General features: G+C 58.3%; 16 protein-coding genes. 9 read left to right on the top strand and 7 right to left on the bottom strand.

Going from position 1 to position 16,998, the window contains the following annotated elements; all coding sequences use genetic code 11:
• Positions 1-62 precede the first annotated feature (62 nt).
• From AC2FLX_RS10290 to AC2FLX_RS10310, 5 genes are all read left to right on the top strand, one after another.
• On the top strand, positions 63-1,592 hold the full coding sequence (locus tag AC2FLX_RS10290; protein ID WP_496810894.1) for an ABC transporter ATP-binding protein: 1,530 nt from the start codon (positions 63-65) through the stop codon (positions 1,590-1,592).
• A 1-nt stretch (position 1,593) separates the two neighbouring features.
• Positions 1,594-2,688 (top strand): ABC transporter permease, encoded by a 1,095-nt coding sequence (locus AC2FLX_RS10295; protein ID WP_480751730.1) that lies wholly within the window; start codon positions 1,594-1,596, stop codon positions 2,686-2,688.
• Positions 2,688-3,653, top strand: coding sequence for an ABC transporter permease (locus AC2FLX_RS10300; protein WP_480751728.1), 966 nt, complete (start codon positions 2,688-2,690; stop codon positions 3,651-3,653). The genes AC2FLX_RS10295 and AC2FLX_RS10300 overlap by 1 nt, the downstream gene beginning before the upstream one ends.
• 90 nt (positions 3,654-3,743) lie before the next feature.
• Positions 3,744-4,664, top strand: a complete 921-nt coding sequence (locus tag AC2FLX_RS10305) for a sulfite exporter TauE/SafE family protein (protein WP_480751726.1) — start codon at positions 3,744-3,746, stop codon at positions 4,662-4,664.
• Between the two features lies 1 nt (position 4,665).
• Complete coding sequence (locus AC2FLX_RS10310; RefSeq protein WP_496747424.1) at positions 4,666-5,430, top strand: TIGR02186 family protein; 765 nt, start codon at positions 4,666-4,668, stop codon at positions 5,428-5,430.
• Here the strand turns inward: AC2FLX_RS10310 and AC2FLX_RS10315 are convergent.
• From AC2FLX_RS10315 to AC2FLX_RS10340, 6 genes are all read right to left on the bottom strand, one after another.
• Positions 5,427-6,155 (bottom strand): SDR family oxidoreductase, encoded by a 729-nt coding sequence (locus AC2FLX_RS10315; protein ID WP_480751722.1) that lies wholly within the window; start codon positions 6,153-6,155, stop codon positions 5,427-5,429. The two genes, AC2FLX_RS10310 and AC2FLX_RS10315, sit on opposite strands and share 4 nt — an antisense overlap.
• Positions 6,152-7,684 carry an ATP-dependent DNA helicase gene (locus tag AC2FLX_RS10320; RefSeq protein WP_496810893.1) on the bottom strand — a complete coding sequence of 511 codons (1,533 nt, stop codon included), beginning with the start codon at positions 7,682-7,684 and terminating at the stop codon, positions 6,152-6,154. Before AC2FLX_RS10320 ends, AC2FLX_RS10315 begins: the two co-directional genes overlap by 4 nt.
• 56 nt (positions 7,685-7,740) lie before the next feature.
• Positions 7,741-8,379, bottom strand: coding sequence for an acyl-homoserine-lactone synthase (locus AC2FLX_RS10325; protein ID WP_496810892.1), 639 nt, complete (start codon positions 8,377-8,379; stop codon positions 7,741-7,743).
• 81 nt (positions 8,380-8,460) lie between these two features.
• Positions 8,461-9,180: a helix-turn-helix transcriptional regulator gene (locus AC2FLX_RS10330; RefSeq protein ID WP_480751718.1), complete on the bottom strand. Its 720-nt coding sequence runs from the start codon at positions 9,178-9,180 to the stop codon at positions 8,461-8,463.
• A gap of 363 nt (positions 9,181-9,543) precedes the next feature.
• Positions 9,544-10,830 (bottom strand): crotonyl-CoA carboxylase/reductase, encoded by a 1,287-nt coding sequence (gene ccrA / locus AC2FLX_RS10335; protein ID WP_480751716.1) that lies wholly within the window; start codon positions 10,828-10,830, stop codon positions 9,544-9,546.
• Positions 10,831-10,967: 137 nt separating this feature from the next.
• Positions 10,968-12,341, bottom strand: coding sequence for a 1-acyl-sn-glycerol-3-phosphate acyltransferase (locus AC2FLX_RS10340; RefSeq protein ID WP_480751823.1), 1,374 nt, complete (start codon positions 12,339-12,341; stop codon positions 10,968-10,970).
• Positions 12,342-12,484: 143 nt separating this feature from the next.
• Here AC2FLX_RS10340 and AC2FLX_RS10345 point away from each other — a divergent pair, with 143 nt between their 5' ends.
• From AC2FLX_RS10345 to deoD, 3 genes are all read left to right on the top strand, one after another.
• Positions 12,485-14,452: a protein meaA gene (locus AC2FLX_RS10345; protein ID WP_496810891.1), complete on the top strand. Its 1,968-nt coding sequence runs from the start codon at positions 12,485-12,487 to the stop codon at positions 14,450-14,452.
• A 111-nt stretch (positions 14,453-14,563) separates the two neighbouring features.
• Entirely contained in the window at positions 14,564-14,881 is a 318-nt protein-coding gene (locus tag AC2FLX_RS10350; protein WP_480751713.1) for an H-NS histone family protein, read from the top strand.
• Between the two features lie 18 nt (positions 14,882-14,899).
• Positions 14,900-15,613: a purine-nucleoside phosphorylase gene (gene deoD / locus AC2FLX_RS10355; protein WP_496810890.1), complete on the top strand. Its 714-nt coding sequence runs from the start codon at positions 14,900-14,902 to the stop codon at positions 15,611-15,613.
• A gap of 107 nt (positions 15,614-15,720) precedes the next feature.
• Here deoD and AC2FLX_RS10360 read toward each other — a convergent pair whose 3' ends face one another.
• Entirely contained in the window at positions 15,721-16,509 is a 789-nt protein-coding gene (locus tag AC2FLX_RS10360; RefSeq protein ID WP_496810889.1) for a GNAT family N-acetyltransferase, read from the bottom strand.
• Between the two features lie 238 nt (positions 16,510-16,747).
• Between AC2FLX_RS10360 and yidD the strand changes: the two genes are divergently transcribed.
• Positions 16,748-16,990: a membrane protein insertion efficiency factor YidD gene (yidD, locus tag AC2FLX_RS10365; RefSeq protein ID WP_496747442.1), complete on the top strand. Its 243-nt coding sequence runs from the start codon at positions 16,748-16,750 to the stop codon at positions 16,988-16,990.
• Positions 16,991-16,998 lie beyond the last annotated feature (8 nt).

Here is a 16,998-nt window from a genome sequence, read left to right on the forward strand (position 1 = left end):
TCCCAAATTCCCGTTTGTCAGCCCAGGCTGGCAAACGGCCCTTTTGGCCATGAGGACAAGATATGACCGCCCCCGCAATCGAGCTCAAAGGGATATCCAAGGCCTTTGGGCCGGTCCAGGCGAACAAGGACATTTCCATTAGCGTCACCCCCGGAACGATCCACGGGATCATCGGAGAAAACGGCGCAGGCAAGTCCACGCTGATGAGTATTCTTTACGGCTTCTACAAAGCCGACAAAGGCGAGATCTGGATCAACGGACGAAAAACCGAGATCCCCGACAGCCAGGCCGCCATCGCCGCGGGCATCGGGATGGTGTTCCAGCATTTCAAACTGGTCGAGAACTTTACCGTTCTGGAGAACATCGTTTTGGGCGCCGAAGATGGCGGGCTTTTGGCCCCTTCTCTGGCCAAGGCGCGAAAAGAGCTGAAAGCGCTTGAGGAAGAGTACGAGTTGTTCGTCGACCCCGACAAACGCATCGACGAGATCGGCGTTGGCATGCAACAGCGGGTGGAAATCCTCAAAGCGCTCTATCGCAAGGCGGAAATCCTGATTCTAGACGAACCCACAGGCGTTTTGACTCCGGCCGAGGCTGATCAACTGTTCCGCATTCTCCACCGCCTTCGGGAAGAAGGAAAAACCATTATCCTGATCACCCACAAGCTGCGTGAAATCATGGAGGCGACCGATACCGTCTCGGTGATGCGCCGGGGCGAGATGACGGCCACCGTCAAAACATCGGAAACCAACCCTGAACACCTGGCCGAGCTGATGGTTGGCCGCAAAGTTTTGTTGCGCGTAGACAAGGCACCGGCGCAGCCCGGCAACCCGATCCTGGAAATCCAAAACCTGCGCGTCACCGACGAAACTGGTGTCGAGCGCGTGAAGGGTATCGATCTGACCGTCCGCGCCGGAGAAATCCTTGGCATCGCGGGCGTTGCCGGAAATGGCCAGTCCGAGTTACTGGAGGTGCTGGGCGGTATGCGCCCCGCCTCCGGCACGATCCGCCTAAATGGCCAACCACTGACGCTGTCTGGCCATGGGGCCGATGGGCAAGCACGTCGCGCCCAGGGTGTCGCGCATGTCCCCGAAGACCGCCAGCGCGAAGGGTTGATCATGGATTTTCACGCCTGGGAAAACGTGGCCTTCGGGTATCACCGCGACCCGGCCTATCAGCGTGGCATTTTCATGGACAACGCCGCTCTGCGCGCCGATACCGAGCGCAAGATCGAGAAATTCGACGTTCGTCCCGCTGACGGTTGGCTTGCAGCCAAAAATTTTTCAGGCGGGAACCAGCAGAAAATCGTCGTGGCGCGCGAGATCGAGCGCAATCCCGAATTGCTGCTAGTCGGGCAACCGACGCGTGGGGTCGATATCGGGGCCATCGAGTTCATTCACAAACAGATCGTCGCCCTGCGCGACCAGGGCAAAGCCATTTTGCTGGTCTCTGTCGAGCTGGAGGAGATATTCTCGCTTTCCGACCGTATCGCGGTGATGTTTGACGGGCACATCATGGGCGAACGCCTGCCACAGGAAACGGATGAAAAAGAACTTGGCCTTTTGATGGCCGGTGTCGCCGGGGAGGCCGCTTAAGATGGAGAAGATGCCCAAATGGGCCGATGTGGTCCTGATCCCTTTGATCAGCCTGATCCTGGCCGCGATCCTTTCGGCCCTTGTCATCCTCGGCATCGGCGAAGACCCTGTTGCGGCGGTCAAGCTGATGGTTTCCGGCGCGCTCGGGTCAACCTATGGCTGGGGCTACACGCTCTACTATGCCACCAACTTCATCTTCACCGGCCTTGCGGTTGCCGTGGCCTTTCACGCGAGGATGTTCAACATCGGCGGCGAGGGGCAAGCGATGCTGGGCGGTCTGGGCGTGGCCCTTGTGTGTCTTTATATACCTTGGCCGCACTGGTCCGTCGCATTGCTCGCCGCCTGCGCCGCCTCGATGATCTTTGGCGCCGCATGGGCCGCGATCCCGGCCTATCTGCAGGCAAAGCGGGGCAGCCACATCGTGATCACAACGATCATGTTCAACTTCATCGCCGCGGCCTTCCTGAATTACATGCTGGTCAATGTGATGCGACCCGAAGGGTCGATGGACCCGGCGACAAAACGGTTCCCAGAGGCGGTCCACTTACCGACCCTGCATGAACTGCTGGCCCCGATCGGCATCAACTTTTCCAAGGCTGCGCCTGCGAATATCTCGCTGATCGTCGCAGTTATCGCCTGCGTCGTGGTCTGGGCGCTGATCTGGCGTACCCGGCTGGGTTATGAAATCCGGGCCTATGGCCATTCGGAGACCGGCGCGCTCTATGCCGGAATTTCACCGGTACGGATCACAATCGTTTCAATGCTGATTTCAGGTGCCCTGGCCGGACTTATGGCGACCAACAACGTGATGGGTGAGGCCGAGCGTCTGGTGCTCAACTCGACCGAAGGCGCGGGTTTCATCGGTATCGCCGTGGCGTTGATGGGCCGCTCGCACCCCTTTGGTGTGTTCCTGGCTGCGATCCTGTTCGGGTTTCTCTATCAGGGCGGCGCGGAATTGGCGCTATGGACATCAATCCCCCGCGAATTGATCGTCGTCATTCAGGCGTTGGTAATCCTGTTTACAGGCGCGCTGGACAACATGGTTCGCGCACCGCTTGAAAAACTGTTTCTCGGATTGCGGAAAGGATCGGCCTGATGGATTTCCTGACGATCATCCAGATACTCGATTCGACGGTTCGACTGTCCACCCCGCTGCTGCTGGCCTGCCTGGCAGGCCTCTATTCAGAACGCGCCGGCATCTTTGACATCGGTCTTGAAGGCAAGATGCTGATGTCTGCTTTTTTCTCGGCCGCCGTGGCTGCGGTTTCCGGCTCGGTCTGGCTGGGATTGCTGGCAGGTATTGCATCTTCCATGGTACTGGCCGGACTGCACGGTATGGCCTCGATCACGTTCCGGGGCAACCAGCTGATTTCTGGTGTGGCGATCAATTTTCTGGCCGCAGGCATGACCGTTCTGGTGGCGCAGGACTGGTTCCAACAGGGCGGGCGCACGCCCTCTCTGTTCGGCGGTGGACGATTTGAACCCATCAACTGGCCCTTTGCCGACGCCATCGCCAATGTGCCGGTTGTCGGACCGATCTATGCCGAGCTCCTCTCAGGCCATTCCATTCTGGTCTATGTCGCTTTCCTGGCCGTACCTGCGACCTGGTGGATTCTCTTCCGGACACGCTTCGGCCTGCGACTGCGCGCGGTGGGCGAAAACCCGGCGGCGGTTGATACCGCCGGCGTATCAGTCGTCGGCCTGCGCTATGCCGCGGTGGCAATCTGCGGTGTGCTCTGCGGTATTGCCGGGGCCTATCTGGCGACTGCGCTGCAGGCCGGGTTCGTCAAGGATATGACCGCCGGGCGGGGCTTTATCGCTCTCGCGGCGCTGATCTTTGCCAAGTGGCGACCCTGGCATGCAATGTGGGCCTGCCTGCTGTTCGGCCTGTTACAGGCCATCGCCTTGCGCTTTCAGAATATCGACCTTGGCGGGATCGTGATCCCGGTGCAGGTCATGGACGCCCTGCCCTACATCCTGACTGTCGTGATTCTTGCAGGCTTCGTCGGCAAGGCCATTCCGCCGCGCGCAGGTGGCGAACCCTATGTAAAGGAACGCTGATAAGGCCAGTTCGGGATCGTAAATCAGTCCTGATCGCTGCGCGGCAGCATGGGCAGTTGATTTTGCCAACGGTTGCGGTTCTAAGAGGGTATGCAGATATACCTTCCTATCGCCGAAGTTTCCGTCAACGCGTTCCTCCTGCTGGGGCTGGGGGGAATGGTTGGCGTTTTGTCCGGCATGTTCGGTGTTGGCGGCGGCTTTTTGATGACGCCGCTGTTGTTCTTCATCGGCATCCCGCCTGCGGTTGCGGTCGCCACAGAGGCGAACCAGATCGTCGCCTCATCCTTCTCGGGTGTGCTGGCGCATTTCCGACGAAAAACCGTCGATCTCAAGATGGGTACGGTTCTTCTGATAGGGGGGTTGACCGGCGCTGCCTTGGGCGTGGTGGTGTTCAACTACCTCAAAAGCCTCGGTCAGGTCGATCTGCTCGTCAAGCTCTGTTACGTGGTGTTCCTTGGCATCATCGGCGGGCTGATGTTCATCGAAAGCCTGAACGCTATTCGAAAATCCCGCAAATCCGGCGGCACTCCGGCAAAGCGGCGTCAGCGCGGCTGGATCCACGCGATGCCGCTCAAGATGCGCTTTCGCACCTCGGGTCTCTATATCTCCGTGATACCACCTCTGATCGTCGGCCTGTTTGTCGGCGTGCTGTCGGCAATCATGGGCGTTGGTGGTGGCTTCATCATGGTTCCCGCCATGATCTATCTGCTTGGCATGCCGACCAAGGTCGTGGTTGGAACCTCGCTATTTCAGATCATTTTCGTGACCGCCTTTACAACCATGTTGCACGCAACCACGAACTATACCGTGGATGTCGTTCTGGCCGTTCTGTTGTTGGTCGGCGGTGTCATCGGCGCCCAGTTCGGGACTGTAATCGGTGCGCGCATGAAAGCCGAGCAATTGCGAATTCTTCTGGCTTTGATGGTTCTTGCTGTCTGCGGCAAGCTGGCGCTTGATCTGTTGTTGCAGCCCACCGAATTGTACTCGCTCGGCGCAAGCGGGGGTCACTGACATGTTGCGCCTGTTCATTGCCTTGTTTTTATTAGCCATACCCGCCTCTGCAGCGCAGGAAACCGTTGTTCTGGGACTTAGTCAGGATCGTGTGGCCATCACGGCTGACTTCAATGGCTCCGAAATTCTGATCTTTGGTGCCGTGAAGCGAGAGACACCAATTCCTGCCGGTGCGCCACTTCAGGTCATCGTGGCGGTCTCTGGCCCCTCCGAACCAGTGCTGGTACGACGGAAAGAGAAGAAGTTCGGCATCTGGGTCAACGTCGACAGCGTTCTGGTCGATTCCGCACCCAGTTTTTATGCAGTAGCGACCAGCGCACCAATCGACGAGGTGATCACAGATACCGAGGATCTGCGCTACCGCATCTCAATCGAACGCGCCATTCGCTCGGTCGGCGCGGCAATGCACATCCGTGGGGCACAGTCCTTTGCCGATGCCGTGGTCCGCATTCGCGAGCATGCGCATCTCTATTCGATACGCGAAAACACGGTGGCCGTGGACGAGCAGACCTTGTTCAGAACGTCCATCGACATGCCCGCCGACTTGACCGAAGGGGACTATGTGGCGCGCATTTTCCTGACTCGTGAGGGCGAGGTGATTTCGGAATTTGAAACCACCATTGACGTGCGCAAGGTAGGGCTGGAACGCATCCTGTATACCATGTCCCGCGAACAACCAATTTTCTATGGCCTGATGTCCCTGGCAATTGCCATTGCAGCCGGTTGGGGAGCCTCGACCGCGTTCCGGTTGCTACGCAATAACTAACCCCGACCGATATAAGGCATGGTCGTGGCCATGACGGTCATGAACTGAACATTCGCCTCGGGCGGCAGGCTGGCCATGTGCAGAACCGAACGCGCGGCATCCTCGACCGCCATCGTGGGATCTGGCTCTCGCCCGTCGGCCTGGGCGGCCTCCACCAGCCCTTGTACAATTGGCGTGCGTGCATTGCCGATATCGATCTGACCGCAGGCGATACCGAACGGCCTTCCGTCCAGTGACAGGCTCCGGGTCAGCCCGGTAATGGCGTGTTTGGTGGCCGTGTAATGCACCGAATTCGGGCGGGGTACATGCGCGGCAATGGAGCCGTTGTTGATGATCCGCCCCCCTTGCGGAGACTGTTTGCGCATCGCGGCAAACGCTTCGCGGGCGCACAGAAACATGCCGTTCAGGTTCACATTGACCGAATTGTACCAGTCCTGAAGCGCAATTTGCTCAATTGTACCGCCCCTTGCAAAGATCCCGGCATTGTTGAACAGGACGTCCAGCCGCCCAACCCGGTCGACAAACCTGCGAAACGCGGCCACCACGGCGTGTGGGTCGGTCACATCCGCGACCAATGGCAAGGCGTTGGGCTGCCCCTCAGCCAATTCGTCCAGAACGTCGCCGCGTCGCGCCAGCAGTCCGACATGCCAGCCTTCGGCCAGAAACAACTCTGCCGTTGCCCGGCCAATGCCCGAGCTGGCGCCGGTCACGATGATCGTTTTCATGTCTCTTCTGCCTCCAATGTCAGTTCCGGCGTAGCGATCAGACGCAGGTCATCCACCCGTAGCGGATGGGTCGGTTTTGACAGCCTGTTGCGCACCACCCAAATCAGCCGCTCTTGCGCGCGGGTGATCGCCACATAGGCCAGCCGCTTCCACAAGGGCTGGCCCGCTTCGGTGCGCCCAATGCGTGCCGCGGCATAAATGTCGGGGGCGAAAACCTGAACCGTTTCCCATTGCGAGCCTTGTGCCTTGTGAATCGTCACCGCCGCGCCATGCAGAAACGTCGCCCCCATACGGGCGGCATAGGGGATGAACGGTTCCTCTTCGTCCGGTTTTTCAATCTTGACGATCGAAGCGGCGCTGACCTGCGGGTCTTCGGCCCCGATCACGTGCAATCGTGAAAAACCTGCCTTGCGCCCCGGCCCCAGATAGATCACCTGAGCCCCCTTTATCAGCCCGCGCGCCTCAAGATCGAGGCGCTTCTTGCGGTGTTTCAAGGGCAGCTCGATCCCGTCGCAGATCAGTGGTTCACCTTCCAAAAGTTCGGTCTCGGGTGCACCGTGAACATGGCGAAAGGCATTGATCAGCCGAATGCGCGTTGCATTGCGCCAGACCAGAACCGGGCTGCGCGCCATAAGATCGACCTCGACCCGCTGGCCCCACACCACGCGATCGTCCCGGCGCGCGGTGTCTTCGATCAGGCGCTCGAACTCTTCGAACCCCATCTGCGGGTCTGCAAGGGCGTGTGCGAGATCAAGGATGGGGTTGTCCGCGTCCTGACGGTGAATGCGGCTGAGCGTCAGTTTGCGCGGCTCTGGCAGCCCGTCGAACACCATTGAGCCAGACTGGTTGACCGGGGCCAGCTGGGCCGGATCACCGAACAACAGAAGTGTTGGGAAAATTTCCTTCAAATCCTCGAATTGTCGGTCATCCAGCATCGAGGCTTCGTCCACGAAACCGATATCCAGGGGCTCTTCGCGACGTTTCCAACCGGTGATGAAATCGGACCCGCGCAAACCGGCGGCTGCCAGCGCACCGGGGATGGACTTGTTCCTGGAATAAAACGCGGCGGCGCGATCCAGGGCCTCATCGGTCAACCCCTCGATCTCGGGGCGCTCGTCATTGCCTTCGAGCCACTCGGCAATGCGTTCGTATTCAGGGTCGTAGACGGGAGTATAGAGAATGCGATGGATGGTCGTGGCCGGGACCCCGCGCAGGCGCAAGACACTGGCGGCCTTGTTCGTCGGCGCGAGAATTGCCAGCGACCGTTTGTCACGCGATTTGCGACTTTCATAGTCACCCGAGACAACGTTGATACCAGCGGCGGCCAAGGCCTTGTAAAGCTGGGCCAGCAATAGTGTTTTACCCGATCCGGCCTTGCCGATCACGGCCATGACGCCAGACTTTCCGTCACCCGGAGATTTCAGCAGGGAGTCGTCATCCAGATCGACTCCGGCCAGTCGCAGCATCTCGGCGATGCTGTCATAGGCGGTGGCCTGATCGTCGGAAAATTTCACTTGTGGCAAGGACATGGCGCGACCCTACAGGGCCGCGCCAGCCATCACCAGACACCAATTGTGCGACAGGTTCAGGCGCTTTGGGCGAACCGGGGCTGCTGCGCCTTGCCGAAGGCCGTGTTGAACCACATCCGCGACAATTCGCGTGAGATGCCCGCACGTTCGGCAACACGCATGCAATCCTCTGCCGAATAGGGCCACAACCCGACAGAGATCTGATCACGCCCGGTTCCTTCGGACCCCAGAATGACCGGGGATGACCCGATCAGGCGATAGATCCGCACCATCCGGGCGTCAAAAACCCCGGCGATGTGGGTCAGGCCGAAACCTTCCATGATCTCGCCACCGCTGAGCATGATCGCACCGGCGGTTCGCGGGCTGGCATCGCGGGACAGGCAGAACCGGGTGACTTCCCAGATCAACGGGCTACAAATCGGCGCGCCACCGGTCAGATGCCCAAAGATATCGTTGACCATGACGGGACCGGTGGTTGGCAGAACACGCATTGACCCGCCGTGACTGCCATCTTCTTCTTCCCAGATGACATAAAGGGGGTTCAGGTCGTCGTAGTTGTCCCGCTCCTCCCCCTTTTCATTGACGTGAACATCCCAGCCCAGCCGGGTTTTGAACTGGTCCGCCCGATCGCGAAACATGCCTTCGGCCAATTTCGGAAACTTGTGCAGTTCATCTGCGTAGACATAGCGCAACATAACGATTCCCCTCGTCGTTCACTTGAGAACAAAGGGGGTACAAAGCTATGGTTAAAATCCTGTCATCAGGGCGCGCGGGCGTTAAACCACTATTAATCCCCTGCTCATCGCGGTGGCGATGGCATGAGTGGTGTTCAGTGCCCCCAGCTTGAATCGGGCGCTTTCGATGTAGACACGCAATGTGTGCTCTGAAATCGACAGGGAATGCGCAACCTGAGCACGGTTGTAGCCCAGGGCCAGCAAGGTCATTGCGTCCACTTCCCGTGGTGACAATGCCCGGTTTGGTTCCGGATGCTGACCACTTTCGAATTCCAGCGCTTTTCGGTTGAAGTAATGCGCGATCAGGATCAGGTCTCGCCCATGCGCTTCAGTGAACCTGCTCCAGGTTTCGTCGTCACAGTTGTGGTTGGCCGTGAACAGCGCGAACTGGCCATTTGGACCCCGGATCGGGATGGAATAGCCCTGGTTTCCGACCCCGTGCTGCAAAGCGTCCTTCAGAAACGCTTTCTGCACCCTGCCCGACCAGTCCAGCTTCTTCCAATCAACAGGGTGGAAACGTTGGAAGCATCCCAAAATCACCGGGTCAATCCGATGATAGTTCCGCTCAAGATAGCGGTCCGCCCAGATGTCGGGATAGGTGGTGCACCCATATTGGTCCCCGGCGCCGTCTACCCAATGATAGATTATGTGATCAATACCCAGTCTGTCCCGGAGTGCGTCGGCAACCCGTTCGAGGTCTTCAAGCGTGCTGCTGTTGTCCAACTCCTCTAGGACCTGGTTCAAATCGACCTTCTTTCGCATGCGCGGGCGCCCGTACCTCTTTTTTACCAGACGCAATCTCGGCGGCCGCGATCAGCCTGGTGTCGTCAAGCTGTTCGGCCAGCACATTCAACCCGTTCGCAGCGGCGAAAGTTCTGAGGTCGGAAAGAACGTCCAGTATCCACTCATTATGCTGCATCAGACTCTCTCCGGAATGGTTAACGAAGGGTTAACACAACCATAGCATGAGCAGCTTTCCGAAAGATATTCACCGGTTTCCATTCCCCAAAAATAGCGAGCTATCTGAGGGCAAAGCTCTGGAACCATTCACCCGGGAATGGAAAAGAAAGCACCCGCGAGTCACTTGCGTGATTCGCGGGTGCTTTTCCTTGTGGCATTTCCGGATCAGCCGCGCGCGTCCAGAACTTCTTCGAGTGTGCGCAGCCCGGTGCGGGGCGATTGCACCAGAACCGACATATTGCCGGGCTTGTGCTCGTTGCGCATCATCTTCATGTGCGCCTCGGGCAGATCGGCCCAGGCGAACACCTCGGACATGCAGGGATCAAGCCGGCGTTCAAGCATCAGCTTGTTGGCTGCCGCCGCCTGTTTGAGGTGAGCAAAGTGCGACCCCTGCAGGCGTTTCTGGTGCATCCAGATATAGCGCACATCAAAGGTCAGGTTGAAACCCGTGGTGCCTGCGCAGATAACGACCATGCCACCTTTTTTGCAGACAAAGGACGACACCGGGAATGTCGCTTCGCCCGGATGCTCGAACACCATGTCGACATTCACGCCCTTGCCGGTGATGTCCCAGATCGCCTTGCCGAACTTGCGGGCTTCTTTGAACCACTCTGCATATTCGGGCGTGTTGACTGTCGGCAGCTGGCCCCAGCAGTTGAAATCGCGCCGGTTGATCACGCCCTTGGCGCCAAGGCCCATGACGAACTCACGCTTGCTCTCGTCAGAGATCACGCCGATCGCGTTGGCCCCCGCGGTGTTGATCAGCTGGATCGCATAGGACCCCAGACCGCCGGACGCACCCCAGACCAGAACGTTCTGACCCGGCTTCAGGTCGTGCGGCTCGTGACCGAACAGCATACGATAGGCGGTCGCCAGCGTCAGTGTATAGCACGCCGCTTCTTCCCAGGTCAGGTGCTTGGGGCGCGGCATCAACTGTTGCGCCTGAACGCGGGTGAACTGGCTGAACGAACCGTCCGGTGTCTCATACCCCCAGATCCGCTGGCTGGGTGAATACATCGGATCGCCGCCGTTACATTCCTCGTCGTCGCCATCGTCCTGGTTGCAGTGGATCACCACCTCGTCCCCGACCTTCCAGCGCTTGACCTTGTCGCCGACGGCCCAGACGATTCCGGCGGCATCGGAACCGGCGATATGATAAGGTTGCTTGTGGCCGTCAAAGGGGCTGATCGGCTTGCCCAGAGCGGCCCAGACGCCATTGTAGTTGACCCCTGCCGCCATCACGAGGACCAGTACGTCGTGGCTGTCCAGTTGGGGAACGTCCACGATTTCCTGCTGCATCGCCGTATTCGGTTCGCCATGACGCTCTTTGCGAATAGCCCAAGCGTACATCTGCTTGGGCACATAGCCCATCGGAGGGATTTCGCCCATTTCGTAGAGGTCTTTTTCAGGCGCCTCGTACGACGCAATGCCGCTGTCGGTATCCAAAGCCATGATGGCCTCCTTCTTTCTATTCTGTTGCCGCAATGCAGAATCGCGGTTCTCAATGGATGAGATATTGGCCGCTGGGTAACAATGCAATAGATTTTCGGTATGTTTTTGAAATTTTATGACCCTGCGACTGCAGAAAGTTATTTTGCATGCGCGGCATTGCCTGCATTACCCTTTGCAAAGAGATGTGCAATCGACTGTCCGTAGTAGAGAGTCAGGTCGCGCCGTTCGACCGACGCCGAGATGATATCTCCGTTGCGCAGCAAAATGCGCCGATCTACCAACTGACCGATGGCAAACGCGACCGATCCGTTGATCTGGTCTGGCACCATACCTTGTTCCTCCATCATCCGTGTAACTTCGGACGTCAGTTCGGCTTCGTTCATGTCGCCGTTTTTTAGGATCAGCCAGCATGCCAATGGCCCCGGAACCACAGGAACGGCCGACCCGATCCGCTTCATCAGGTCGCGCGCCAGTTCCGTCGTCAGATCCTTAGGATGTTCCGCTCGAAACGCGGAAAGCGACAAGGGCAGGCCATAGCGTACCGAGGCCAACCCGAACCTCCGGTACCGCCCTGTCACACGACGCCAGACCTGTTTGAGCATCCATCCCGTGATAACGCCGATCCTTGCCCGGAACCGCCGTTCCTTGCGCGATGCGGCAGCGGTCAGAATGGTGTCTTCCAGCACCCGATCATAGTTCAGGGCGACGGGGACAAAGACGACATCCTTACCCCCCGCGTCGACCCCTTCGATAATGTATTTCAAAAGCCCCAACTTGGGGCGTCCCAGCCCGCCGGTCAGGCTCAGTCCTCCTTCGGGAAACATGGCTTGCGTCACCCCCGCCTCGGTGGCGTGGCGGACATAGGCGGCCAGAACCTGGCGGTACAGGTCGCTGCCCGATTTTCGCCGGATGAAATACGCGCCCATGGCACGGATCAAACCGCTGAGCGGCCAGACCCTGGCCCATTCGCCAACCGCATAAGACAGCGCCGAGTGTTCGGCGGCCAGATAGGTTATCAGCACATAGTCCATGTTGCTGCGGTGATTCATAACGAAAACGACTGTCGCATCCGGATCGATCCCGGCCACTGCCTGTTCGTCCTCGTACGTCATGCGCACATTGTAAAAGGCATTGCCAAGCATACGCGACGCCCGAATCGCAAAGCTGAAATAGGCGAAGGCGGAAAAAGAAGGTACGATCTCGCGGGCGTATCGGCGCGCCTGCTCGGATGCCACCGCTTCGGGAATTCCGGTTTCTTTAGCCTCTTGCTGTACGGCCCGCGCCACTTGCGGGTCATAGATCAGCCGCTGAATCATGTCATGCCGCCCCGCCAGCTTGAATGGCTGGATCGGGCGCTGCAGTTTTTTGTTCAGTCGTTCGACCGCTCGTTCCAACCTGCGCCGGAAAAACCAGCGCACGGAAGGAAACAGAAAATGAGATGCGAAAGTGACCGCCGCGAACAGCAGGATCAGGATAAAAAGCCAAAGCGGAAGTTCCACGGTTCGCGTCATGCCCGCACAGTGCCACCAATCAAACAGGGCCACAATCTTTAGAAACACCCGATGCCGCATTGCAGCGAATTGACATATCCCGAAAATTACGATTTAGAACGCTTTGACGAAATATTATTGCCCATTCAATGCGAGGCTCACCCATGACGCAGATGCAGAAAGACCGCCCCTGGCTCATCCGGACCTACGCCGGTCACTCCACCGCCAAGGCCTCGAACGCGCTTTACCGCAACAACCTGTCCAAGGGGCAGACAGGGCTTTCCGTGGCGTTCGATCTGCCGACGCAGACCGGGTATGACAGCGACCATACTCTGGCGCGCGGCGAAGTGGGCAAGGTGGGTGTGCCGATCTGCCATCTGGGAGACATGCGGGTGCTGTTCGACCAGATCCCTCTGGAACAGATGAACACGTCGATGACCATCAATGCCACCGCGCCGTGGTTGCTGGCGCTGTATATCGCGGCGGCCGAGGAACAGGGCGCCGACGTTTCCAAACTGCAGGGCACGGTTCAGAACGACCTGATCAAGGAGTACCTGTCGCGCGGCACCTATGTGTGCCCGCCGAAACCCTCGCTCAAGATGATCGCGGACGTGGCCGAGTACTGTTATACCAATGTGCCGAAATGGAACCCGATGAACGTGTGTTCCTATCACCTGCAAGAGGCCGGGGCCACGCCGGAACAGGAACTGGCCTATGCGCTGGCAACGGCGATTGCGGTACTGGATGAGCTTAAGCCTCGCGTCCCTGCCGAGGATTTCCCGGCGCTCTGCGGCCGCATTTCATTCTTTGTGAATGCTGGCATCCGGTTTGTAACCGAGATGTGCAAAATGCGCGCCTTTGTCGAACTGTGGGACGAGATTTTGGAAAGCCGCTATGGCGTCAACGACCCGAAATTCCGCCGTTTCCGCTATGGCGTGCAGGTGAACTCGCTGGGACTGACCGAGCAGCAGCCCGAAAACAACGTCTATCGTATCCTGATCGAGATGCTGGCGGTGACCTTGTCGAAAAAGGCGCGCGCCCGCGCGGTGCAGCTGCCGGCCTGGAACGAAGCGTTGGGCCTGCCCCGGCCCTGGGACCAGCAATGGTCGATGCGGATGCAACAGATCCTGGCCTATGAGACCGACTTGCTGGAATATGGCGATTTGTTCGATGGGAATCCGGCCGTTGACGCCAAGGTCGAAGAATTGAAATCCGGTGCACGGGCGGAGTTGGGCAACCTCGACTCGATGGGCGGGGCGGTCGCATCGATCGAGTATATGAAATCGCGCCTTGTGGAATCAAACGCCGACCGCCTGAACCGGATCGAGCGCAATGAAACCGTTGTTGTCGGCGTCAACAAGTGGACCGAGGGCGAACCCTCGCCGCTGCAGACCGAGGATGGCGGGATCATGGTCGTCGACCCCGCGGTCGAGCAGGAGCAGATCGCCCGCCTGAACGCATGGCGGTCCGAGCGCGACGATACCGCCGTGACCGCCGCGCTTGCCGCGTTGCGCGATGCCGCCAAAACCGGCGCGAATGTCATGGAACCCTCGATTGCCGCCGCCAAGGCAGGCGTGACCACGGGCGAATGGGCCGAAGAGATGCGCAAGGCCTATGGCACCTATCGCGGCCCGACTGGCGTATCCGGCTCGGTCTCGAACAAGACCGAAGGATTGGACGATCTGCGAGCTGCCGTCGATGCGGCAAGCGATAAACTGGGCCGCCGCCTGAAGTTTCTTGTCGGCAAGCCGGGACTTGACGGCCATTCCAACGGCGCCGAGCAGATCGCATTCCGCGCGCGCGATTGCGGCATGGATATCACCTATGACGGCATCCGGCTGACACCCGAGGAAATCGTGATTTCTGCGGCTGAGGAAGGCGCGCATGTGATCGGCCTGTCGATCCTGTCCGGCAGCCACATTCCACTGGTCGAAGACGTGATGCAGCGTTTGCGCGCAGGAGGCCTGGGCCATATCCCCGTCGTTGTTGGCGGGATCATTCCTGACGATGATGCCAAAAAACTCGAAACCATGGGGGTAGCAAAAGTTTATACCCCAAAGAATTTCGAGTTGAACGCCATCATGGGTGATCTGATCACTTTGGTTGAAACGAAAGAGATTGCAGCGGAATAATAAACTTCCCCACATTTTTTTCTAGCAGACAATAATAATTGCCCATATTAACGTAGTGCGCGCGAAAACGGCGCATCACGTTTGATCGGCAATTGTAGAAATGGAAAAATAATGGCTATCGACCTTGGCAAAATGTCCCGCAAGGAATTGTTGGAATTGCGCGGAAACATCGAAACCGCTTTGCAGGAGGCCGAGCAGCGGGAACGCCGTGAAGCCTTGGAAGCTGTCAAAAAAGCCGCCGCAGAGCACGGGTTTTCGCTCGCCGAGCTTACCGATGATGTGCGCCGCGTCGGCAAGGGCCCAAAAGCCAAAGCAAAATATCGCAATCCGGCAAACCCGGATCAAACGTGGAGCGGGCGTGGACGCAAGCCACAATGGGTGCATGATGCCCTCAAGGCAGGTGCGGATGTTTCCGATCTGGAAATCTGACCTGAACGGCGCTTTGAAATGACGATTCATATCGGTGCGGAAAAGGGCGATATTGCCGAAACGGTTCTTTTGCCCGGCGATCCTTATCGGGCGAAATGGGCCGCGGAAACGTTTTTGACCGACATCCGTCAGATCAACAATGTTCGCGGAATGCTTGGCTTCACCGGCACCTGGAAAGGAAATCGTGTTACATTTCAGGGTAGCGGCATGGGAATGCCGTCGTTGTCCATTTACGTAAATGAACTGATCCGCGACTATGGGGCAAAAACATTGATCCGTATCGGATCTTGTGGCGCCATGCAGGACAGCGTGAATCTTCGTGATATCATTCTGGCGATGACGTCGACGACACTGAGCACTCCGTCGCGAGGGATACTCCGTGAGCTCAACTTTGCCCCTTGCGCGGATTGGGGACTGTTGCAATCCGCTGCCAAGGCCGCCGAAACGAAGGGCACGCCAACGCACGTCGGCGGGATCTATTCGTCGGACGTCTTCTATGATGAACGCCCCGACCTGAACGAACAGATGGTTCGTCATGGCATCCTTGGGGTCGAGATGGAGGCCGCAGAGCTTTACATTCTGGCAGCGCGCCACAAGTGCCGCGCACTGGCTGTTCTGACGGTGTCGGATCAACTGTTGACCGGTGCGGCCCTGCCTTCGGAAGATCGCGAAAAAAGCTTTGGCGACATGGTCGAGATCGCCCTGCATGCCGCGTTTCCCGATGCCGCCTGACCAGTGGATATCAACGCCAGAATTTATGGTTCAGCATACCTGAAACGCGACGCCGCCCAGAACGGGCGGCGTTTTCCTTAAGAACCGCAATGGCTCACATTTTCAGACTATGCCTGTACGTAAAAGTCATAGTTGTAGACAGTTGAAAACCCGATCTCTTCATAGACCGGTTTGCCCATATCCGTCGCCTGCAGAATAGAAGACGTGGCGCCGCGTTTCTTGCCTTCGGCCATGGCATGCAGCGTCATCGCCGTCCCGATACCCTTGTTACGGAATTCCGGCAGGGTTCCGACGACAAAGACGCCCGCCAGACCATCCGCCATTCCCAGGGCGCTGGTGGCAACTGGCTTGCCATCAAGGATCCCAAGGTACCGCCATTGTTCGGTCAACGCCGAATCCGGAAACTGGCCTTCGCTTTCTGCCATCGCTTTGCAAGACGCCGGGTCAAGCTCGAACGCTTCGGCGGCCACCGCCGCCCAGTCGTGGCGCGCGGACTGCCCCTCGATCAGTTCGATCCTGAGGCCCTCGACTTTCGCAGTTGGGTCGAATTCGGTCAGGTCGCAATGCATGGCGGGCTGCTGGCCCACAAGTTGCAGGCCCAGTTGTTCCAGCTTTGCCTTGACCGCCCCTGTCTCAGCAGATGGGCAAATACGCCACAAGACAGGCGTGCCCTTGGCCGCAATGCTTTGTTGCGCCGCCGCAAAAACCTCGTCCAGCGCGTCCACATTCTGCCCGGTCACAAACACGTTGTTGAAAAGGAACAAAGGGATGTTCGAGTACATGAACACCGCATCCGAAAACTCGCGATACTCCCCCCCTGAAACACGGGCATACTCGCGCCAGTATGACGCACAGTTGGTGTCCATTCTTGTCGTGAACTCAAGATCCAGCGGCATATTCAAACCTTCCATCGTGAATAGTCTGGCGCCAGTGCAAACAATCCGCAACTGTCGCTGTTTTACAAATTTCGGCCAAGCGCCAAACAAAAAAGCCCCAAATGAAAATATCAGCAGGCCAATTGGATGTGGTGACGCCCTAAAGAAGCAACCTAGAGTTGTCATTTTCATATGGCAACTCTTATGTTTGGACATGTGCAGGTCTTGCACGAACTCCTGCAAAGGCTAAAATATGGCCATGTCCCCGTTCGCCCATATTCTGGCCCTTCCGGTGCGCGCCTATCGGTTGATTTTCAGCCCGTGGGTCGGGTTCAATTGCCGCTATCAACCGACCTGTTCGGCCTATGCTCTTGAGGCGCTGGAAAAACATGGCGCAGTCAAGGGAGCTTGGCTGGCCGCCAAGCGGATCGGGCGCTGTCATCCATTGGGAGGGACAGGATACGACCCGGTTCCGAACCATTCCGGAGACGAAACCAAGTAACGGCGACG

The organism is Ruegeria sp. YKSF57, from assembly GCF_059612585.1.